Annotated in this window: 14 protein-coding genes; all 14 read left to right on the top strand. The window is 43.3% G+C overall.

What is annotated here, in order from left to right; all coding sequences use genetic code 11:
- The first annotated feature begins 1 nt into the window (after position 1).
- The 14 genes from BM107_RS00920 (at position 2) to BM107_RS00855 (ending at position 22,199) form a co-directional block, all read left to right on the top strand.
- On the top strand, positions 2-1,108 hold the full coding sequence (locus BM107_RS00920; RefSeq protein ID WP_090979311.1) for a glycoside hydrolase family protein: 1,107 nt from the start codon (positions 2-4) through the stop codon (positions 1,106-1,108).
- A gap of 3 nt (positions 1,109-1,111) precedes the next feature.
- Positions 1,112-3,628, top strand: coding sequence for a glycoside hydrolase family 2 TIM barrel-domain containing protein (locus BM107_RS00915; RefSeq protein ID WP_244278683.1), 2,517 nt, complete (start codon positions 1,112-1,114; stop codon positions 3,626-3,628).
- 138 nt (positions 3,629-3,766) lie between these two features.
- Positions 3,767-4,927 carry an ABC transporter substrate-binding protein gene (locus BM107_RS00910; protein WP_090979309.1) on the top strand — a complete coding sequence of 387 codons (1,161 nt, stop codon included), beginning with the start codon at positions 3,767-3,769 and terminating at the stop codon, positions 4,925-4,927.
- A complete protein-coding gene (locus BM107_RS00905; RefSeq protein ID WP_090979306.1) occupies positions 4,924-6,075 on the top strand; it encodes a CaiB/BaiF CoA transferase family protein in 1,152 nt (383 codons plus the stop codon). The genes BM107_RS00910 and BM107_RS00905 overlap by 4 nt, the downstream gene beginning before the upstream one ends.
- A 249-nt stretch (positions 6,076-6,324) precedes the next feature.
- Entirely contained in the window at positions 6,325-7,485 is a 1,161-nt protein-coding gene (locus BM107_RS00900) for a CaiB/BaiF CoA transferase family protein (protein ID WP_090979304.1), read from the top strand.
- On the top strand, positions 7,478-8,713 hold the full coding sequence (locus BM107_RS00895; protein ID WP_090979302.1) for an extracellular solute-binding protein: 1,236 nt from the start codon (positions 7,478-7,480) through the stop codon (positions 8,711-8,713). The genes BM107_RS00900 and BM107_RS00895 overlap by 8 nt, the downstream gene beginning before the upstream one ends.
- The gene (locus tag BM107_RS00890) at positions 8,714-9,781 is read left to right on the top strand and encodes a Gfo/Idh/MocA family protein (protein ID WP_090979300.1); all 1,068 of its coding nucleotides are present in this window, start codon (positions 8,714-8,716) and stop codon (positions 9,779-9,781) included.
- A 243-nt stretch (positions 9,782-10,024) separates the two neighbouring features.
- The gene (locus BM107_RS00885) at positions 10,025-10,474 is read left to right on the top strand and encodes a MaoC/PaaZ C-terminal domain-containing protein (protein WP_090979298.1); all 450 of its coding nucleotides are present in this window, start codon (positions 10,025-10,027) and stop codon (positions 10,472-10,474) included.
- A 107-nt stretch (positions 10,475-10,581) separates the two neighbouring features.
- Positions 10,582-11,877: an L-fucose:H+ symporter permease gene (fucP, locus tag BM107_RS00880; RefSeq protein WP_090979296.1), complete on the top strand. Its 1,296-nt coding sequence runs from the start codon at positions 10,582-10,584 to the stop codon at positions 11,875-11,877.
- Between the two features lie 57 nt (positions 11,878-11,934).
- The gene (locus BM107_RS00875; RefSeq protein ID WP_090979294.1) at positions 11,935-15,372 is read left to right on the top strand and encodes a glycosyl hydrolase; all 3,438 of its coding nucleotides are present in this window, start codon (positions 11,935-11,937) and stop codon (positions 15,370-15,372) included.
- Between the two features lie 24 nt (positions 15,373-15,396).
- Positions 15,397-15,996: a hypothetical protein gene (locus tag BM107_RS00870; RefSeq protein ID WP_090979292.1), complete on the top strand. Its 600-nt coding sequence runs from the start codon at positions 15,397-15,399 to the stop codon at positions 15,994-15,996.
- 98 nt (positions 15,997-16,094) lie between these two features.
- The gene (locus BM107_RS00865) at positions 16,095-18,074 is read left to right on the top strand and encodes an aceric acid hydrolase (RefSeq protein ID WP_244278682.1); all 1,980 of its coding nucleotides are present in this window, start codon (positions 16,095-16,097) and stop codon (positions 18,072-18,074) included.
- A gap of 169 nt (positions 18,075-18,243) precedes the next feature.
- Positions 18,244-19,662 (top strand): sialate O-acetylesterase, encoded by a 1,419-nt coding sequence (locus BM107_RS00860; RefSeq protein WP_090979290.1) that lies wholly within the window; start codon positions 18,244-18,246, stop codon positions 19,660-19,662.
- Positions 19,663-19,931: 269 nt separating this feature from the next.
- Positions 19,932-22,199, top strand: coding sequence for a DUF5703 domain-containing protein (locus tag BM107_RS00855; RefSeq protein ID WP_090979288.1), 2,268 nt, complete (start codon positions 19,932-19,934; stop codon positions 22,197-22,199).
- Positions 22,200-22,329: the final 130 nt, after the last annotated feature.

The following is a 22,329-nucleotide window of genomic DNA, read 5'->3' as shown; positions in this document are numbered from 1 at the left end:
CATGAGCAAGATCTGGATATATCTGACAGGCCTATTAACATGCGCTACAGCATTTGCTCAGGAAGCTAAAAATCCGGTATCTGCGGTCGAAATGGAAAAAATCTACCGGGAAGTGAAAACGCCTTTCAAATACGGATTGGTGATGGTTCCGGCTGATCAGGAGCATAAAATGGATTGTCCCACCATTTTTAGAGAAGGCAAATACTGGTACATGACTTATCTGATTTTTAGCGGGCGCGGTTACGAAACCTGGATGGCCAAAAGCAGCGATTTACTGCACTGGGAAAATCAGGGTAAATTAATGTCGTTCGATGATTCAGGCAAATGGGACGATAACCAGAAGGCGGGCTACAATGCACTTTTAGATATCAAATGGGGAGGTAGTTATCAGGCTAACCGCTTTAATGGCAAATACTGGATGTCGTATTTTGGTGGCAAGGAAAAAGGATACGAGGCAGAACCATTATCTGTTGGTATGGCTTATACCGATCAACATCCGTCGGTTGTGCAGGAATGGAAACGACTGGATCAACCGGTTTTAAGCTCGCTCGACAGCGATGTACGCTGGTGGGAAAACCGTCATAAACTATTTAAAAGTACGGTGATTGCCGATCAGAAAAAGTTAACGGGCCATTCCTTTGTAATGTATTACAATGCTGTTGGCGATTCGCTGGCAAACAATAAAAAAACACGCTGGTATGAACGCATTGGCATGGCAGTATCCGACGATATGGTGCATTGGCAACGCTACCTTAAAAATCCCGTTCTACATCATCCGGTTGGCATTACCGGCGATGCAGTCATCCAGCAGATCGGAAGCAATTATGTGATGTTTTATTTCGGCGCTTTCTGGCAGGACAGGAAAGGTTCCTTTAACCGTTTTGCGGTATCAAAAGACCTCGTTAACTGGACCGACTGGACGGGCAATAACCTGATCGAATCATCAGAAAAATATGATGAGTTATATGCGCACAAATCGTTCGTCGTTAAGCACAAAAGCATTGTTTACCACTTTTATTGTGCGGTGGACAAACAAGACCAGCGGGGCATTGCTGTGGCCACTTCGAAGGATTTAGGAAAAAGTAAATTGAATTTTATTCAAAATTAAGAAATGAGAATACCGGGCATTTATAAGGTTTTTATGGTATCCCTGCTGGGATTATTAGCCTCGCAAAATTGTGATGCCAATCCACTATTCGTCATTTCGACTGGAGCGCAGCGGAATGGAGAAATCTTTTCACGAGGCACTAACCATGATAGACAATTATCGGTCGGTGAGACACCAACCGATAGAGAATCCCGAGTAAAAACCAGCTTCAACCAAGACTGGAGATTTTTCCTGGGTGATGATCCTACAGCTAAGAATTCGCTGTATAATGATTCAAAATGGAGAAGACTTACTTTGCCACACGACTGGAGCATTGAAGGCAAATTCGACGAAAAGAACCCTGCTAAACCTGAAGGTGGTGGCTTGCCAACTGGTATTGGCTGGTACAGGAAAACATTTACCGCACCTGCCGGTTTTAAAAACAAACTGGTTACCGTTGAGTTCGACGGTGTTTACAAAAACAGCGAGGTTTGGGTAAACGGCCATTATCTGGGTAAACGTCCTTATGGCTACAGTTCTTTTGCTTACGAAATTAGCAGATTCTTAAAACCAGGCAATAACGTCATTGCTGTGAAGGTCGATAATTCAGCACAGCCCGATTCGCGCTGGTATTCCGGTTCCGGAATTTACAGAAACGTATGGTTAACAACTACCGCCAAAGTTGCGGTGGCCAAATGGGGCACTTTTGTAACTACGGGTACTGACGGAAAAGTGAGTATAAAAACGCAAATCCAGAACAAAACTTCGAAACAGCAGTCAGCAGTTTTGGTACATTCTATTTATGATGCCAGGCATAAACTGATCATAAAAACACAAGCACAAAACTTCAAAATAGATACAACCGGATTAATCGTTAACAGCGATAGCCAGCTTAAAAACCCTGTGCTTTGGTCGTTAAAAAATCCTGCACAGTACAAAGTGGTTACACAAATTTTGCAAAACAATAAGCTTATTGATACTTATGAGACTAAATTCGGATTCAGAACCTTCAATTTCGACGCAGAAAAGGGCTTTTCTTTAAATGGTATACCCACCAAAATACTGGGCGTTTGCCTGCACCACGATCTGGGTGCTTTGGGCGCTGCTGTAAACCTACGCGCCATGGAGCGCCAGCTCGAAATTATGAAAGCCATGGGCGTAAATGCCATCCGTACAGCCCACAATCCACCGGCACCGGAGTTTTTAGATTTATGTGATGAAATGGGTTTTCTCGTAATGGATGAAGCTTTTGACATGTGGGCGAAAAAGAAAAACAAAAACGATTATCACCTCAGTTTTCCCGAATGGCATAAACGCGATCTGGAAGATATGGTTCTCCGCGACCGCAATCACCCCTCCATTATTTTATGGAGCATCGGAAACGAAATCCGAGAGCAGTTCGATAGTACCGGTGTAGCACTAACCAAAGAGTTGGTGGCAACAGTTAAAAACCTCGATCAAAGTCGTCCGGTAATCTCGGCCTTAACCGAAACCGATGCTAAGAAAAATTTTATTTACCAGGCCAATGCGCTGGATATTTATGGATTAAACTACAACCATAAACTATATAAAGATTGGCCTAAAAATTATCCTGGTGTTAAGTTTCTGGCCACCGAAACTACATCAGCATTAGAAACCAGAGGTTTTTACGATACGGCAGATACCATCCGCCGGTGGCCAAGAGATGGAAAAACAAAGTTTACTGAAGGCAACCGCGAATGGTCAGCCTCTGCTTATGATAATGTTTCGGCTTACTGGGGTTCTACGCACGAAGAAACCTGGAAAGCAGCCAAAAAATACGATCATGTTTCAGGTCTTTTTGTCTGGACGGGTTTTGATTATCTCGGCGAGCCATTACCTTACCCATGGCCGGCACGCAGCTCGTATTTTGGAATTGTCGATTTAGCGGGTTTCCCTAAAGATTCGTATTACATGTACCAAAGCGAGTGGACCGATAAACCGGTATTGCACATCCTGCCACACTGGAACTGGGAAGCGGGCAAATCTGTAGAGGTTTGGGCTTACTACAACCAGGCTGACGAGGTAGAACTGTACCTCAATGGAAAATCTTTAGGTAAAAAATCAAAACAGAATGATGATTTACACGTGCAATGGAACGTAAATTTCGAACCCGGAACACTTAAAGCCGTATCGCGCAAAAATGGAAAAGAGGTTTTGGCCAGTGAAGTAAAAACTGCCGGCGATCCGGCTAAAATTGAATTAATAGCTGATCGAAAACAGATTAAAGCCGATGGTAAAGATTTATCGTTTATCACTGTACGCATTTTAGATAAGGCCGGGAATGTAGTACCGAATGCGGATAACCTGGTTGACTTTAAAGTGGAAGGCAATGGATTTATAGCCGGTGTAGACAATGGGTTTCAGGCGAGTTTAGAACCTTTTAAATCCAACTACCGCAAAGCTTTTCATGGTTTATGCCTCGCTATTTTGCAGGCTACAGCTAAACCCGGAACAATTAAGTTGACAGCTACCTCGGTAGGTTTGTCATCGGCAGTTATAGAAGTTAGAACAAATAAATAAATGCGTTGCAAAGCTGGTTGGTGTGGCACCAACCAGTTGGATAATCTAATCGGTTGGTGGCTCACCAACCGAAATTGAGCATGTAAATAATGGTTCGTGAAGACACGAACCATGACAGAAATTAAATAATAAGAATAAGTGGAGAAGACGATCAATTTAAAAGGAATAACCTGGAACCACAGTCGTGGCTTACTGCCCATGGTGGCAACTGCACAAAGGTTTTCAGAATTGTACCCTCAGGTAAATATCACCTGGGAAAAGCGGAGCTTGCAGCAATTTGCCGATTTCTCTATCCAGGAACTGGCAGAGCGTTTCGACTTATTGGTGATTGATCATCCCTGGGCAGGCTTTGCCGCCAAAACCAAGTCGATTGTTCCTTTGGATTCTTACCTCAGTGATGACTATTTGAAAGATCAGGAAGAGCATTCGGTGGGACAATCTTACGAAAGTTATACTTATGATGGTCATTTATGGGCGTTGCCCATTGATGCAGCCACACCCGTAGCCGCCAGCCGGCCTGATTTACTGGCTGAAAAAGGCTTTTCCCTGCCTCAATCTTTTGAAGATTTAATGGCATTGGCCAATGCAGGCCTGGTAGCATTTGCAGGCATCCCGATAGATGTGTTAATGAATTTTTATACGCTTTGCTGCTCTTTGGGCGAAGATCCCTGCCATAACGATGAGACTGTAATTTCAACTGAAACCGGGGTAAGGGCACTACAAATGTACCGTCAGCTGGCATCAAAAATAGATCCGGCAAATTTCAACAGAAACCCCATTCAGGTATATGAAGCCATGACCCAAACAGATCACATTGCTTATTGCCCCTTTGCCTACGGCTATGCCAATTATTCAAGAAATGGTTATGCACGAAAAGTGCTGCACTTTCATGATATGATATCGGTGAATGGCAAAACCAATTTAAGAAGCACTTTAGGCGGCACAGGTTTGGCTATTTCAGCAAAATGTACTGAACCAGAAATGGCAGCCAAATATGTTGAGTTTGTGGGTTCTCCAACTTGTCAGGCTACATTATATTTCGAAAGCGGGGGACAGCCCGGGCATTTGGCTGCATGGAAAAATGAAGAGGTAAATCGCCAGAGCCAGCAATATTTTGCCAACACATTACCTGCCTTACAAAGGGCTTTTTTACGTCCCCGCTACCATGGATCCATGTATTTTCAGGATCATGCCGGTGATGTAGTGCGCGATTATTTAATGGGTGAAGGCGATGAAATGACAGTTTTATCTGCTTTGAACGAGTTATATCAGCAATCTAAAAGTTTAGCAGTATCATGAACAGGCCGTTAGAAGGACTTTTGGTTTTAGAGTTTTGCCAGTTTCTGGCCGGGCCATCTGCTGGTTTAAAACTGGCTGATTTAGGGGCTCGCGTGATTAAAATAGAGCGACCACAAACCGGCGATGCCTGCCGCTCCTTATCCATCAAAAATCTCTTTGTGGATGAAGACAGCTTATTATTTCATACCATTAACCGCAATAAAGAGAGTTACACTGCCGATTTAAAAAATCCGGAAGATTTAGCAAAAATAAAAAAACTGATCGCCAAAGCAGATGTGATGACCCATAATTTCAGACCGGGTGTAATGGAGAAAATTGGGCTGGATTATACGCAGGTGCAACAAATCAATTCAAAAATTATCTACGGCGTGGTTACGGGTTATGGCAACGAAGGCCCCTGGAAAAATAAACCCGGACAGGATTTACTGGTTCAATCTGTTTCTGGTTTAACCTTTCTTTCAGGTGTAGATACCGACGGACCGGTGCCTTTTGGCCTTTCCGTATCGGATATTATGTGCGGCAACCACCTGGCACAAGGCATTATGGCGGCTTTAATTAAGCGTGCTAAAACCCAAAAAAGCGTACTGGTTGAAGTAAGTCTGCTAGAATCTATTCTGGATGTACAGTTTGAAGTAATTACGACGTATTTAAATGATGGAGGCAAATTGCCGGACAGGAGTGGGGCAAAGGGTAGTGCACATGCCTACCTTAGCGCACCTTATGGCATGTACCAAACGCAGGATGGCTACATTGCCATGGCCATGGGCAACCTCCCGAATATCTGCGCCATTATCCGCTGTGATATCAGCGACTTGTATGTAGAAGCTGGTTCAGCTTTCGATAACCGCGACAAACTGATTGTTCGTCTTTCCGAAACCTTTAAACTGGAGCGTACAGCCAGCTGGGTTAATCTACTGGAAAGTAATGGCATCTGGTGTGCCGAGGTGCTCAATTACCAAACGGCTACTGCATTAAGCACCTATAAAAACCTGGAAATAGAACAACAGCTTGATTTAGGGAGTGGAAAAACCATTAAAACAACCGTTAGTCCCATCCGGCTGGATAAAAGAAAATTATTTGTGGCTAAAGCTGCGCCAAAATTGGGTTTTGATACGGAAAGTATCAACATAGAGTTTGAGATAAAATAAATTAATGGATTGTCATCCTGAGCTTGTCGAAGTACTTTTATGAATACTCAAAAACGTTTCGACAGGCTCAACGTGACAGTTATTCTAAATCCTTTATAACAAATTAGGATGGTTCGGGTGGACACGAAACCATGGCAACCAACATAAAGTCGTCATTTCGACTGTAGCGCAGCGGAACGGAGAAATCTTTCAAAACAGATCCCTCCACTACGGTCGGGATGACGAATAAAGAATAAAATAAATTAACATATGCGACCGCTTGAAGATTATTTAGTTATCGATTTTAGCCAGTTTCTTTCCGGCCCCTCGGCGAGTTTGCGTTTAGCCGATATGGGCGCGCGTGTAATCAAAATCGAACGTTTGGGCATTGGCGACATTTGCCGTACGCTGTATACCTCAAACCTGATTATGAACGGCGAATCATCGGTTTTTCATGCGATCAACCGGAACAAGGAAAGTTTTGAGGTTGATTTAAAAAGTGAGGAAGGTTGCGAAATGGTACGCGGGCTTTTAAAAAAGGCCGATGTCATGATTCATAACTTCAGGCCGGGTGTAATGGAGCGTTTAGGCTTCGATTATCCTACAGTGAGCGCTTTAAATCCGACTATTATATATGGCGAAATATCAGGTTACGGCACCACTGGTGAATGGAAAAATAAACCCGGGCAGGATTTGCTCTTACAATCGGTTACAGGTTTGACATCGCTTACCGGAAATGCAGACAGCGGTCCTGTGGCAATGGGCTTATCCATTGTTGATATGCTGGCCGGTGCACATCTGGCCCAGGGGATTTTAGCCTGCCTGTACCGAAAAGCTGTAAAAAGTGAGGGCGGTTTTGTCCAGGTGAGCATGATGGAATCGGCTTACGATTTTCAGTTTGAAACCATTACCACCTTCATGAACGACGGTGGTAGTTTGCCTGAGCGATCTAAACAAAACAACGCAAACGCTTACTTAGGTGCACCTTACGGCATTTACCAGACCGAAAATGGTTATCTGGCATTGGCCATGGGGTCAATTCCGCAATTGGGTAATTTACTCGGCTGCGAAAAACTGGAAGATTATGCAGAAGTAAGCGAAGCCTTTGAGAAACGCGATGAAATTAAAGCCATATTAGCCAGTCATTTGCTTACCCAAACCACCGAAAAATGGCTTTCTAAATTAGAACCGGCCGATATCTGGTGTTCGGATGTATTAAACTGGAATGCTTTGATGGCGCACGATGGCTTTAAGGTATTGAACATGATCCAGGAAGTACAAATGCTTGACGGTTACCGTTACGAAACCACCAGATGTCCAATCCGGATTGACGGAGAATTATTAACTTCACCGAAAGGTTCGCCCAAACTGGGACAGGACAACGAAAAAATCATCAAAGAATTTATAACTCATACCACTGTAAATGTCTAATCAAGCCGAAACTTTCAGAATAGCTGTACGTAAATTTGGCCCTTTTGAATCTGCCATGCAAAAATTCTGGGACAGCTACTGTGCTTTTTCTGGCTGTACACTTCAGCTGGACATGCAGATTATGGATTTGCACGAGCTTTATGAAAGTACCATCACCAATCAGGGCTTAGCTAAAGGTACATTTGATATTGCGCACATCAATACCGATTGGGTGTATGAAGGTTACCTGAACCAGGCATTTGAGGTTTTAAACCCTTATATCAACACCCGTAAACCCGTAGATTTCCCTAATGGCTGGAGCAAATCGCTGCTCAAATTACAGCGCTTTGGCTGGGAAGTGGTGGGTTTGCCTTTTCATGACGGTCCGGAGTGTTTTATCTACCGCAAAGATTTGTTTGAAAGCGAAACTGAGCAGGCCAATTATTTAAAGCAGTTTGGAAAAGCTTTAACCATACCCCAAACCTGGGAGGATTTTCATCAGGCAGCACAGTTTTTTCACCGCCCGCACGAGCACCTATATGGCAGCATCTTTGCCTGCTATCCCGATGGACACAATACCGTTTTCGATTTTTGCCTGCAATTGTGGACCAGAGGGGGCAGTCTGGTTGATCAAAATGGAAACATTCAAATCAACTGCCAGGCGGCAGTAGAAGGTCTTGATTTTTACCGGAAGATCGTAAATGATCAAACTGCAGTTCATCCCAAATCAAAAGATTTTGAATCGGTTGCCGCCGGCCTGGCGTTTGCCAATGGCGAAGCCGCAATGATGATTAACTGGTTTGGTTTTGCCGGCATGTGCGAGGTAGATGCCAATTCGAAGGTAAAAGGTAAAGTAAGTGTCGATTTGTTGCCTGCAGCAGTTGGTAAGGCATCGGCATCCTTAAATGTATACTGGCTTTACACCATTGCCAAAGGCAGTAAAAACAAAGAATTGGCTTACGATTTCCTGAAATTTGCCACGAATGCCGCTCAAGATAAGCTATTGACGCTTGAAGGTGGAATTGGTTGCAGGCTTTCTACCTGGAAAGACGCAGAAGTGAACGAAATGATTCCATACTACCATAAACTAGAACAGTTACACGAGGTGGCCAATACGCTGCCACAGCATAAAAACTGGACGCAAATAGCCAAAATTATTGATGAAATGGTGTTAAAAGCCATCAATACCACGGCAGAATCTGCCGGTTTAATTGAGGCAGCCCAAAACCAGATTAACAAATTGAATTGAATGAGTATCGATATCCAATATAAACCAGCTTTACCCGAAACCAAACAGCCGATTATCATTATTGGTGCCGGCGGAATTGTGGCTGATGCACATCTTCCTGCTTATAAAATTGCGGGCTTTGAAGTATATGGCATTGTAAACCGGACAAAAGCCAGGGCACAGAAACTGGCCGATGCTTTCGGCATCCCTCATGTTTTTGATACTGTGGCTGAAGCCGTTGCTGCAGCGCCTGAAAATACGGTGTTCGATATTACCATTATGCCCGGGCAGTATATCGAAACCCTAAAGCAATTACCTCATGGTGCAGCGGTTTTAATCCAAAAGCCCATGGGCGATGATTTTAACCAGGCTAAAGAAATTTTAGCTTTATGCCGGGCAAAAAAACTCAAAGCGGCCATTAACTTTCAGCTGCGCTTTGCACCTTTTGTAAGTGCTGCAAAATACCTTATCGATAAAGGTCTGATTGGCGAACTCTACGATATGGAAGTCCGCGTAACCATTAAAACCCCCTGGGAAATTTTCCCACACGTGATCATCCATCCACGTTTAGAGATTCAGTATCATAGCATCCACTACGTTGATTTGATCCGTTCGTTTTTGGGTAACCCCAATAGCGTGCTGGCCAAAACCCTGAAACATCCTGCCAAGAGCTTGTCCTCATCACGTTCAACCATTTTACTCGATTATGGCGATACGATGCATGCCATAATCAATACCAACCACGACCATGATTTTGGTCCGAAGCATCAGGAAAGTTATATAAAATGGGAGGGAACCAAAGGCGCTATTATAGCCAAAATTGGCTTATTGATGGATTATCCGCATGGCGTGCCCGATGTGTTTGAGTATTATGTGGCAGAAGCTGGTAAAACACCGGAATGGCAAACCGTAAAACTGGAAGGCTCCTGGTTTCCTGAAGCCTTTATTGGCACCATGGCCAATTTAATGCGTTATAATGAAGGATCAAGCCCTGTTTTACACACCAGTGTTGAAGATGTGATTGATACGATGGCTGTAGTAGAAAGTGCCTATCAATCTAGTGATACTGGTGGTATAAAGATTAAATAAATTAGCGTCATTGCGAGGAGGAACGGCGAAGCAATCTTTTTAAAAAGATAATATCGTTAACAAGTCGTCCTCGTTTGTAACGAGGATGAACGAGAATGGCGATTGCATCGCCAAAAAACAAAGCGTTGCCTCGTAAGACGCTTTGCAAAAAACTAAATGAATAAAATTTAAGAACACATCGTCCTCGTTTGCAACGAGGATGAACGGGAACGGCGATTGTATCGCTTATAAAAAAATTAAATTATGTATTTCAAATCCACATTTTTTGAAGATTACCAGTTACAGGATAAACGTATCACTTTAGGCCGTACCATCACAGAAACCGATTTTGTGGTGCATGCCGGCCATACCGGCGATTTTTTTCCGCACCACATGGATGCCGAATGGTGTGCCACACAACCTTTTAAACAACGTATCGCACATGGTACCATGATTTTTAGCATCGGTATCGGCCTTACCGCTTCCGAAATTAACCCCGAAGCCATGAGTAAAGGCTACGATAAACTTCGTTTCGTAAAACCGGTGTTTATTGGCGATACCATCCACTCCGAAGTCACCATTTCTGAAAAAGGAGAAAGCAAAAGGCCGGAATATGGCACCGTAACCGAGCATGTAGAAATCATTAACCAGCATGGAGAAGTTGTATTGGTCTGCGACCATCTTCTTGTAGTTAAAAAGTTCAGTAGTCATTAGTTCAGTAATCAGGATACTGATCTCCGCCTGGCAGTGGCAGCTCCAATGAACAAATCACACCAATAACAAATGAACTATTGAACGAATGAACCAATAAACCAAATATCATGAACCACAACACCTCATCCGAAATTGTAACTGAAAACCATTCCTCATCGGGAAAAAAGTACCTATTGCCATTTATACTTGTAGTGAGTCTGTTTTTCCTGTGGGGAATGGCGCACAATCTCGATTCGATCCTGATTCCGCACCTTAAAAAAGCCTGTAACTTAAATAACCGGCAATCTACCTTAATTGATACCGCTGTTTTCTTTGCCTATTTCTTAATGGCCATTCCGGCAGGCGTTATTTTAAAGAAATGGGGTTATAAGGCTACCATGATTTCGGGCCTGCTGGCTTTTGCAATCGGTGCTTTTCTATTTGTTCCGGCAGCCAATAACCTTTCCTACATCACTTTTCTTATTGCACTTTTTATCATTGGTTGTGGTTTAACCATGCTCGAAACTTCGGCCAATCCTTATGCTGCAGTCTTAGGCGATCCGGCAAAAGCCACCAGCAGGTTAAATCTTGCCGCATCATTTAATGGCTTAGCAGCCATGGTAGCGCCCATGATCGGTGGTCTATTTATCCTTTCCGGAAAATCGCATACCAAAGAACAACTCGCGGCCATGAGTGCTGAGCACCGAAACAGTTACTTTTTAGAAGAAGCAGCATCAGTTAAAACCCCTTACATCACTTTAGGAATTATTTTACTGGTTATCGCAGTTATATTTTATTTCATCCACCTGCCCGAAATTAAAACCAAAAGTATTGATGGCGAGGCCAAAGGTAGTTTCTTTGGCGCATTGAGGCATAAACACCTGAGGTGGGCTGTGGTTGCACAGTTTTTTTATGTCGGTGCGCAGGTTTGTGTAACCAGTTTTTTTATCAGGATGGCCCAGCAAGGTGGTGGCTTTGATGAGAAAACCGCGGCATCCTATTTAGCGATTTATGGTTTCTTATTCACTGTCGGGCGTTTTGCTGGTACAGCTATTCTTCAGTTTGTATCTTCCAACAAGCTATTGGCTATTTATGCCATTATCTCTGTTTTGTTGTGCCTGGTGGCTATTTTAGGAAAGGGTTCATACGTGGTGTATGCTTTAGGCGGACTTGGATTCTTTATGTCGATCATGTTCCCAACCATTTTTGCCCTGGGCATAGATGGTATTGGCGATGATACCAAACCAGGTTCTTCATGGTTAATTATGTCAATTGTGGGAGGTGCCATTTTACCTTTCGGCATGGGCACCCTGATTGATCTGTACGGTGATCACATCCAGCTTGGTTACAGCATCCCGTTGGTTTGCTTTATAGTGGTGCTTTATTTTGCTTTAAGCGGCTATAAAATGGCGCATAAATCATAATTAATCTACTCCTTGCTACTATGATCAACTTAAAGTTATTGAACATAAAATTAAAAAATGACACCCAGGTTTAGTAAAACACTGTTATTGATATTGCTGATCAGCTTTTGTGCCTCAAAGCGGGCCCATGCGCAAAATGAAAACGCAAAGCCCTGGGTATTCTGGTACTGGATTAAAGGAGCTGTTTCGAAACCCGGCATAACAGCCGATCTGGAGGCCATGAAAGTCAATGGTATCGGCGGCGCTTATTTAATGAGTATTCAGGGTGCCGATAAAACACCGCTTTATCAGCCGCCAAGCGTACAACTTACCCCCGAATGGTGGCAAATGGTGGAGTTTGCCATGAGCGAAGCCAAACGTTTAAACCTTAAACTGGGTATGCATGTAAGCGATGGTTTTGCATTGGCAGGCGGTCCCTGGATTAAACCCGAACTTTCCATGCAAAAAGTAGTTTGGTCAAAGATAACCACCAGTAATACAAAGAATAAAATACAACTACCTGTACCCGAAAATAAGGAAAATTACTACCGCGACATAGCTGTTTATGCGTATCCATCACCTGTAGGAGAAGGGATCTCTACCCGAACCGTCATCCCTAAAATTACGGCCAGCAATGGTGCAGACGCTACCGGATTGGTGCAACCGGGCAATAAGAAAAACTTTGGCTCAAACGAACCTTGTTACATCCAGTACGAATTTGAAAAGCCTTTCACCTGCCGAACCATAACAATTAAGGTTAGTGGCAATAATTATCAGGCCCAGCGACTGGCCATTGAGGTGAGTAACGATGGGAAAACCTTCCGCTCCATCGGGCGCCTGGAAGCACCACGGCATGGCTGGCAGGATACAGATGAAGCTGTAACACACAGCATTGTGCCTGTAACAGCTCAATTCTTCAGGTTTATTTACGATAAGAAAGGCGCTGAACCTGGCGCTGAAGATTTAGATGCGGCCAAATGGAAACCTTCATTAAAACTCGTTAACCTGGAATTATCGGCCGAAGCGCAGCTTAATCAATTTGAAGGCAAAAATGGCGCTGTCTGGCGGATCAGCAAAAGAAGCACAGATGCTCAAATTGCCCCAAACCTTTGCATTCCCTTAAAAAACATCATTAACCTCAGTAATAAACTAAATCCTGACGGCACTTTGAACTGGAAGGCTCCCAAAGGTAAATGGACCATTTTAAGGATCGGGCATACCTCAACAGGGCATACCAACGCTACCGCAGGTGGCGGCATGGGGCTGGAATGCGATAAATTTAATCCCGCAGCCGTTAAACTACAGTTCGACAATTGGTATGGAGCAGCTTTAAAACATGCTGGCCCTGAAATAGCCAGAAGAGTACTGAGCGTTTTCCATGTAGATAGCTGGGAGTGTGGCAGCCAGAACTGGTCGCCATTGTTTAAAGCCGAATTTTTAAAACGCCGGGGGTACGATTTAACACCTTATCTGCCCATTTTTACCGGACTTCCGGTAGAGAATGCAAAAGTATCTGAAGATTTCCTGTATGATATCAGAAAAACCATTGCCGAGCTGGTGGTTGATCAGTTTTATAAAACCCTGGCCAAACTGGCCAAGGAGAAAGGGGTAACCTTTACCGCAGAGAGTGTAGCACCTACCATGATGAGCGACGGTTTATTGCACTATAAAACAGTAGATGTACCCATGGGCGAGTTTTGGCTGAACAGCCCTACGCACGATAAACCAAACGATATGCTCGATGCCATTTCAGGAGCGCACATTTATGGCAAAAAGATTGTTCAGGCAGAGGCCTTTACCACCGTTCGGATGGATTGGAACGAAAGTCCGGGCAATATGAAAACCCTGCAAGACCGTAATTATGCCCTGGGCATTAATAAACTGAGCTACCACGTTTTTGCGCACAACCCCTGGATGGATCGAAAACCGGGCATGACCTTAGATGGGGTAGGCCTTTACTTTCAGCGCGACCAAACCTGGTGGAAACTGGGTAAAGCCTGGGTTGATTATGCCACACGCACGCAAAATCTGCTGCAACAAGGTAAACCTGTAGTGGATATTGCCGTTTTCACAGGCGAAGAATTACCCCGCAGGTCGGTATTACCCGATAGGCTGGTCGCAACCTTACCCGGAGTTTTTGGCAAGGAGGTGGTGGAGGCCGAACAGCAACGTTTAGCCAATGTTGGCGAACCTTTGCGACAAATCCCTGCCGGGGTTACCCATTCGGCTAACATGGCCGATCCCGAAAACTGGGTAAACCCTTTACGAGGTTATGCTTACGATAGTTTTAACCCGGATGTATTGAGCACTGCAACCGTTAAAAACGGCGAGGTTGTTTTTGCAAGCGGTACGACTTATAAAATTCTGGTATTCCCCGGGGATATGAAAATGAACCCCAATTACCAGTACATAAGCTATGAAACAGTTAAAAAGCTTTTGGAGCTGATCAGGGCGGGTGCGAAGGTAATTGTTGGAGATAAACCCCTATACCAAAATGGTATAAAACAGGTTAACACCATGGAGTTTAATAAAATGGTGGAAGAAATTTGGGATGGCAACTTCGAATCATATAAAAATAATAACCATCCTGTTTATACCAAAAAATTAGGACTGGGACAGATTTTTAAGGCCCCTTTCTATGGTGAAACCTTTGATGTTTTAGGCTTGAAAAGAGACTTAACGGTTAACGAATTCACAAGCAATAAATTAAATGAGGATTACGCACCTGGTATTGCTTACACCCATAGAATTGATGGTAACAAGGAAATTTACTTTGTCTCTAATCAGCAAAATAGAAAAAGGTCATTACTCTTCAATTTAAGAAATGGCAAAAAAACTGTACAAAGCTATGATGCTGTAAGTGATGTATGGTCTGAACCACATCAGATCAACAATGCATTTGATGGTACTAACATCAGTTTAACCTTATACCCTAACCAATCTGTTTTTCTGGTAATGGATACACCGGAAGTAAGTTCTTTTTCTTCACAAAGTGCCGATAGCGGATTGAAAGCTGTAGAAAACAAGCCCGTAGATAAAAAAGCACTGGATATTTCAGCTAACTGGCAGGTGCAATTTGACCCCGCTTATGGCGGCCCATCCCAACCGGTTCTTTTTAATCAGCTTAGCGATTGGAGCAAAAATCCTGATTCGGCAATCCGCTACTATTCAGGAACTGCACTTTACACCAAAAACTTTACTTACAATGGCGATACCAAAAATGCCTGGGTCGATTTAGGCGCTTTCTCGAGCATGGCCGAAGTTAAAATCAATGGCGTGACATGCGGTACCTTGTGGACACCGCCTTACCGTTTAGACATCAGCAAGGCCGTTAAAAGAGGAGAGAACCAGATCAGCATTGAAGTGGTAAATACCTGGGCTAACCGTTTAATTGGCGATAGTAAATTGCTTGAAGACAAAAGAATTACCAAAACAACTGCACCATTCCGTTTAGAAGGCAAGCCATTAAACCCTGCCGGATTATTCGGACCGGTACTGATACAACTTGAAAAGTAATTGAGAATTTGATATTTCAAATAAATGAAAAAAGTAATTGTATTCATTCTGGCTTTTGCTCAAACCATTGTTTACGCCCAGCAAAAGCAAGTAAAAGATAATTTTAATGTCCGCATTAGGTTAGAAAAGGGTGATTTGAATAACGATGGCTTAACCGACAAAACTGTAATTACAATGGATACAATCGATGCAGCAGTTCCGTTGAGGTTGCAGATATTCTTGTTACAGCCAAATAAGCAATTTAAAATGATTTTCTCTTCAACAGATGTAATTGAACCTCAATATGTAAATGGTATACACACCAAAAATACCATTCCATATTTTTTTATTGAAAAAGGGTTTTTAGTCATGAACTCCGAAAAAAATGATGTTCGTTATCAACACAAATTCATCTACAAAAATGGCGTTTTTCAATTGGTTAAAATCTCCAGTGTAATTTATGATGGCAAAAATTCAACGATTGAAACAGTCTTTGATCTTTTAGCAGGAGTGAGGACTGAAACTTTAAAATCATTGGGCTCCGAAAAAATTCTAAAAAAAAATGTAAAGAAAATTATGATCAGGCCATTGCCCACCCTTCAGAATTTAAGAAATTTTGGCAATAAACTAGATTTAGAACGCTAAAAAGGAAAACAATGATAAAAAAGCTACCTCATATGATCGGAAATTTTTTCTTTCAGACTTTACGACTTCAGGTAATGATTTGCGTAATGCTTTTTTTAATGTTAAACGCAGTAGCACAGGATAAAGCGCTGGTAAATACAGCTAATAGCCCATACGCTAAGCTGCATAGCATTAATATGAGTGATGTAACCTGGACAAGAGGTTTTTGGGCCGACCGTTTTAAAGTGGCCACCGAAACCATGGTACCGAATATGTGGGCGATTTACAACGATCCTAAAATCAGCCATGCCTTTAAAAACTTCGAAATTGCCGCTGGCCTTGATACTGGTTCGCATGCCGGCCCTTCCTTTCACGATGGCGATTATTACAAAACACTGGAAGCGGTGGCGGTGCTGTATGCTTCTACCAAAAATCCAAAATTAGATGAGATGATGGATAAGGCGATTGTTGTAATTGGCAAATCGCAGCGCGAAGATGGCTACATTTATACCAAAGCCATGATTGAGCAGCGTAAAACCGGTGCCAATAACCAGTTTCAGGATCGCCTGAGTTTCGAATCGTACAACATCGGTCATTTAATGACAGCAGGTTGCATCCATTACCGCGCTACGGGTAAAACCACCTTGCTTAATATCGCCAAAAAAGCCACCGATTATTTATACAGGTTCTATAAATCCGCTTCGCCTACTCTGGCCAGAAATGCCATTTGCCCTTCGCACTACATGGGTGTGGTAGAAATGTACCGTACCACCAAAGATCCGCGCTACCTCGAACTGGCCAAACATTTAATTGCCATTAAAGGAAAAATTGAGGATGGAACCGACGATAACCAGGACCGGATTCCCTTTTTGCAGCAAACCAAAGCCATGGGCCATGCCGTAAGGGCCAGTTACCTGTATGCCGGCGTAGCCGATCTGTACGCAGAAACCGGAAAAGATTCGCTTTTAAACACACTGAATTTGATGTGGGATGATGTAAACCAGCATAAAATGTACATTACCGGCGGTTGTGGTTCCCTTTACGATGGTACATCGCCTGATGGCACTTCATACAATCCGGCCGAGGTACAGAAAATACACCAGGCTTTCGGCCGCGATTACCAGCTACCCAATTTCACCGCCCACAATGAAACCTGTGCCAATATCGGTAACGTATTGTGGAACTGGCGCATGTTGCAAATTACTGGCGATGCCAAATATGCCGATGTGATGGAACTGGCGCTTCACAACAGTGTTTTATCAGGCATTAGCTTAGATGGAAAGAATTTCCTGTATACCAATCCGCTGGCACAATCTGATGATTTACCTTTCAAACAGCGCTGGTCTAAAGATCGGGTACTTTACATAGCACTATCAAACTGTTGTCCGCCAAATGTGGTGCGCACCATTGCCGAAGTTAGTAATTACGCCTACAGCATTTCAGATAAAGGATTGTGGTTCAATCTTTATGGGGGCAATAATTTAAGCACTACACTAACTAACGGCGCTAAAATTGCTTTGAGCGAAGAAACCGACTATCCCTGGAGTGGCAACATCAAAATCACTGTAAAAGAAAGTACCGATAAAGCCTATTCAATTTTTTTGAGAATACCCGCCTGGACTCATGATCCGAAAATCAGCATCAATGGAGCAGCCGCACAGGTAAAAGCTGTTCCTGGCACTTATGCTGAAATGAACCGCCTTTGGAAAAAAGGGGATGTGATTACACTCAACCTTCCTATGGAGGCTGTTTTAATTGAAGCCAATCCTTTGGTAGAGGAAAACCGCAATCAGGTAGCCGTAAAACGCGGCCCGGTGGTATATTGCCTTGAATCTACCGACCTGCCGGGTAAGCGTATTTTCAACGCCTTTATACCTGCCACAACCCAATTTGAAGCAAAGACCATCAATATTAATGGCGCCAAAATAATGAGCCTGGAGGGTACCGCTAAAATTGTAGCACCCAATAACTGGAAAAATGTGCTTTACAAGCCAATTGAAGATAAAAACACCACAACCACACTTAAACTGATACCCTACTTTGCCTGGGGCAACAGGGGCCATTCAGAAATGTCGGTTTGGCTGCCGGTTAGTAGATAAACAGATGTGCGTCATTCAAACGGAGTGCAATGTAGTCGGGAACCCGAAGGCTCAGCGAAGCCAATCTGCTTAGATAGATCTCTCCATTTCGCTGCGCTGCAGTCGAGAGGACGATGATCTTTAAGATTCCGATTGCGTGGGAATCACGAAAGAAAAAAAAAATACAACAATGAAATTAAAACTGATACTTTTCCTGATCCTTTGCTCCAGCATTGCATCGGCCACAGTAAAACCAGCTTCCATTTTTACCGATCACATGGTGTTGCAGCAGCAAAGCAAGGTAGCCATTTGGGGCTGGGCTAAACCGGCAACCAAAGTTAAAGTGTTTACCTCATGGAACAAAACCAGCTATGCTATAACTTCTGATGAAACCGGAAAGTGGAAAGTAAAAGTGGCTACACCTGCAGCAGGCGGACCATACGAAATCGCGCTTAATGATGGAGAAAAACTCGTACTGAAAGACATCCTCATTGGTGAGGTTTGGTTTTGCGGGGGCCAGTCGAATATGGAAATGCCGATGAAAGGATTCAAAAGTCAGCCTGTTATCGGATCTAATGAAGTCATCTTAAAATCTTTAAACCCCAATATCAGGTTGTATACTGTTCCGCGTTCATCCATTACCGAAAGGCAGGACAATAGCAAACCTTCGCTGTGGAAACTTGCCGAACCCGAAGCCGTTTCTAATTTCAGTGCTACCGCTTATTATTTTGGATCGCTGCTGAGCGAAATGCTCCATATACCCATTGGTCTAATCAACGACAGTTACGGCGGTTCGAGCATTGAAGCCTGGATGTCGCCCGAAGATTTAAAGCCCTTTACAGAAATTAAAATCCCTTCAAAAGTCGATTCTATTAAAGAAGTAAGCAGAACACCCACTACCTTATACAATGGCATGCTTTATCCGGTAATGGGTTATGGCATTAAAGGAGCCATCTGGTATCAGGGCGAATCGAATTATGAGCGACCACAACGCTACGAAGATTTGTTCCCGGCCATGGTTTCGGGCTGGCGACAACAATGGGGTCATGGTGAATTTCCCTTCTACTACGCACAAATTGCGCCTTACAATTATTCAATCATCGCCAAGCCAGGCACCAATTACAATTCGGCATATTTACGCGATGCGCAGCGCAAATCGTTAAGCAAAATACCCAGCAGTGGTATGGCGGTTTTAATGGATATCGGTGAAGAAAACTCCATCCATCCGGCCAATAAAAAACAGGGAGGCGAAAGACTTGCCTACCTGGCCCTGGCCCAAACCTATGGTATCAAAGGCTTTGGTGCACTTAGCCCGGTTTACGAATCGTTAAGTATCGAAAAAAACAATGCAACCCTGAGGTTTAAAAATATACCTAACGGGTTAACTTCTTTTGGTAAAACTTTATCTTTATTTGAAATTGCGGGCGCTGATCAGAAGTTTTATCCGGCTAATGCCATTATAAAAGGCAGCAGTATCGTTGTTTCGGCTGAGGAGGTAAAAGTGCCTGTGGCCGTACGTTACGCTTTTAAGAATTTTGTAACCGGCGATTTATTCGGAAATGACGGTCTGCCGGTTTCCTCTTTCCGTACAGACAATTGGGAGAAATAATAATGATGTTCACCAGAAAGACACCTCATTTATATAAAAAGTACTTCAATGTGCTAAATTTACTTAGATGGCCGGCATTTTTAAGCCATTCCTCAGGCATCCTTAGCTTTTTAACCACAAAGACACAAAGGCCACAAAGTACTCTATTAATCAACTTAAATGTGCTTAATTTTCTTATATTGTTGGTATTTTCAAATCATCAGTCAGGTGTGCTTAGGTGTCTCAGGTGGTCAAATATTTTACGTTTGCAAGGCAAAACCTTTTTCTTTATGCTATTCGTGTCTTTGTGGTTCACTTCAACCGCTGCCTTTTCGCAAGAAAAAGATAATGTGGTGTGGACTACCCAAAGTAACAATTCAGCCGAGTCAATGCCTGTTGGCGGTGGAGATATCGGTTTAAACCTCTGGGTAGAAAAAGGAGAGATATATTGTTACATTTCCCGCAGCGGAACTTTTGATGAAAACAATACCTTGCTTAAACTTGGTCGCATCAGGCTGCAGTTTAGTCCCAATCCGTTTGCAGGCCAAACTTTTAAGCAAGAACTCATCCTGAAAGATGGTTACGCCAGCATATCCGGCGCCAATGGAAAAATTAAAAGCGAAATCAAGGTTTGGGTCGATCTTTTTAAACCAGTCATTCATATAGACATTCAATCGAATGCAAAAATGAACACTACCGCCAATTATGAGAGCTGGCGCTTTCAAGATCGCATTACCACAGGCAAAGAAAATAACCAGAATTCTTACAAATGGGCTCCTCAAGGCGTTGTAAAAACACGGAAAGACGAAATTGCTTTTAAAGGTGGTGGCGTACAATTTTATCATCAGAATCAGCCGCAAACTGTTTTTGATGTGACCGTAAAACAACAAGGTTTAACCGAATACCAAACCACACTCTACAACCCTTTAAAAAATCTGATTTTTGGCGGGATAATGACAGGGAAAAACATGGTGGCTGCAGGTAATGATGCCGGCACTTACCTCAGCACTCCTTTTCAGGGCTGGAGATTGAAAAGCAAAACACCTGCTACAAACGAACACCTCACCATTGCCCTGAATACAAGCACTACATCGGCTGTTGCCAACTGGGAAACGGAATTGAAAAGCACACTTCAACATGCGAAAAACGATCAGCAGGCCAGCATCAGATGGTGGAACAATTACTGGAACAAAAGTTTTATTTACATCCAGGCAAAAGATGAAGCCGCCAATCAATCCGGCAGGAATTACCAGCTTTTCCGCTACATGCTGGGCTGTAATGCTTTTGGCAGATACCCTACTAAATTTAACGGCGGGCTATTTACTTTCGATCCGCAACTCATTGATAGCGCACTAGAATACACGCCCGATTTCAGAAACTGGGGTGGAGGTACCCATACCGCACAAAACCAGCGGTTAGTTTACTGGCCCATGCTCAAAAGCGGCGATTTTGATATGATGAAGCCTCAATTTGATTTCTACCTGGATTTACTGACGAATGCGGAGATCAGAACCGCGGCTGCCTGGGGTCACAAAGGAGCAAGTTTTACCGAGCAACTCGAAAATTTCGGTTTACCCAACCCTGCAGAATATGGCTGGAAACGTCCAGCCGATTTTAACAAAGGGATGGAATACAATGCCTGGCTCGAATACGAATGGGATACCGTTCTGGAGTTCTGTATGATGATCCTCGAAGCAGAACGTTATGATCAGCGGAATATTGAAAAATATCTTCCTTTAATCGAAAGCTCACTGACGTTTTTCAAGGAGCATTATACCTATCTGGCCAAACAACGCGGGGCCAAAGCAGTTGATGGGGAAGGGCATTTGGTTTTGTATCCGGGCTCCGGTGCCGAAACCTATAAAATGGCATACAATGCTACTTCTACCATCGCTGCATTGAAAACAGTATTACAAAGCTTGATTGAAAGTCCTTCATTACCCGAAAATAAGCGAAGCGAATGGACAGCCATGCTCAAAACCATTCCGGAAATCAGTTTCAGGGCTTTCCAGGGGCACACCACTATTGCACCGGCCAAGCTCTGGGAACGCATCAATAACACCGAAAGTCCGCAACTCTATCCGGTTTATCCCTGGGGAATTTATGGTATTGGCAAACCGGGATTGGATACCGCCATCAACACCTTTAAATACGATACCGATCTGCTTAAATTTCGCAGCCATATCGGTTGGAAGCAAGATAACATCTTTGCAGCAAGATTAGGTTTAACCGACGAAGCTGCCCGATTAACCATCCTTAAATTAAAAGATTCCGGAAGGCGTTTTCCGGCCTTCTGGGGACCAGGCTTCGATTGGACACCCGATCACAACTGGGGTGGCTCGGGTATGATTGGTTTACAGGAGATGCTCATGCAAAGCGATGGAAAAAAGATTTATCTTTTCCCGGCCTGGCCAAAAGACTGGAATGTACATTTCAAACTTTATGCCCCATACCAAACTACCGTTGAAGGAAGGTTAAAAGACGGAAAATTAATCGATTTAAAAGTATTACCCGAATCGAGAAGACGGGACATCATGAATATGATCAACCACAGATAAAAAGAATAAATACAGATTTAGATAAAAAACCAATCCGTGTTTATCCGTGCAATCTGTGGCAAAAAATAGAACAGAAAAAACAATCAGAATAAACCACTGATAAAAAGGATGAACACAGATATTAATAAAC

Source organism: Pedobacter suwonensis (assembly GCF_900111825.1).
Classification (GTDB): domain Bacteria; phylum Bacteroidota; class Bacteroidia; order Sphingobacteriales; family Sphingobacteriaceae; genus Pedobacter; species Pedobacter suwonensis.
This window is presented reverse-complemented; position numbering and strand designations above follow the sequence as displayed.

Excerpts from the sequence above, each read along its gene's own strand:
- BM107_RS00920 (WP_090979311.1), top strand. The coding sequence starts at position 2 with ATGAGCAAGATCTGGATATATCTGACAGGCCTATTAACATGCGCTACA.
- BM107_RS00915 (WP_244278683.1), top strand. The coding sequence starts at position 1,112 with ATGAGAATACCGGGCATTTATAAGGTTTTTATGGTATCCCTGCTGGGA.
- BM107_RS00905 (WP_090979306.1), top strand. The coding sequence starts at position 4,924 with ATGAACAGGCCGTTAGAAGGACTTTTGGTTTTAGAGTTTTGCCAGTTT.
- BM107_RS00900 (WP_090979304.1), top strand. The coding sequence starts at position 6,325 with ATGCGACCGCTTGAAGATTATTTAGTTATCGATTTTAGCCAGTTTCTT.
- BM107_RS00895 (WP_090979302.1), top strand. The coding sequence starts at position 7,478 with ATGTCTAATCAAGCCGAAACTTTCAGAATAGCTGTACGTAAATTTGGC.
- BM107_RS00890 (WP_090979300.1), top strand. The coding sequence starts at position 8,714 with ATGAGTATCGATATCCAATATAAACCAGCTTTACCCGAAACCAAACAG.
- BM107_RS00885 (WP_090979298.1), top strand. The coding sequence starts at position 10,025 with ATGTATTTCAAATCCACATTTTTTGAAGATTACCAGTTACAGGATAAA.
- fucP (WP_090979296.1), top strand. The coding sequence starts at position 10,582 with ATGAACCACAACACCTCATCCGAAATTGTAACTGAAAACCATTCCTCA.
- BM107_RS00875 (WP_090979294.1), top strand. The coding sequence starts at position 11,935 with ATGACACCCAGGTTTAGTAAAACACTGTTATTGATATTGCTGATCAGC.
- BM107_RS00870 (WP_090979292.1), top strand. The coding sequence starts at position 15,397 with ATGAAAAAAGTAATTGTATTCATTCTGGCTTTTGCTCAAACCATTGTT.
- BM107_RS00865 (WP_244278682.1), top strand. The coding sequence starts at position 16,095 with ATGTTAAACGCAGTAGCACAGGATAAAGCGCTGGTAAATACAGCTAAT.
- BM107_RS00860 (WP_090979290.1), top strand. The coding sequence starts at position 18,244 with ATGAAATTAAAACTGATACTTTTCCTGATCCTTTGCTCCAGCATTGCA.
- BM107_RS00855 (WP_090979288.1), top strand. The coding sequence starts at position 19,932 with ATGCTATTCGTGTCTTTGTGGTTCACTTCAACCGCTGCCTTTTCGCAA.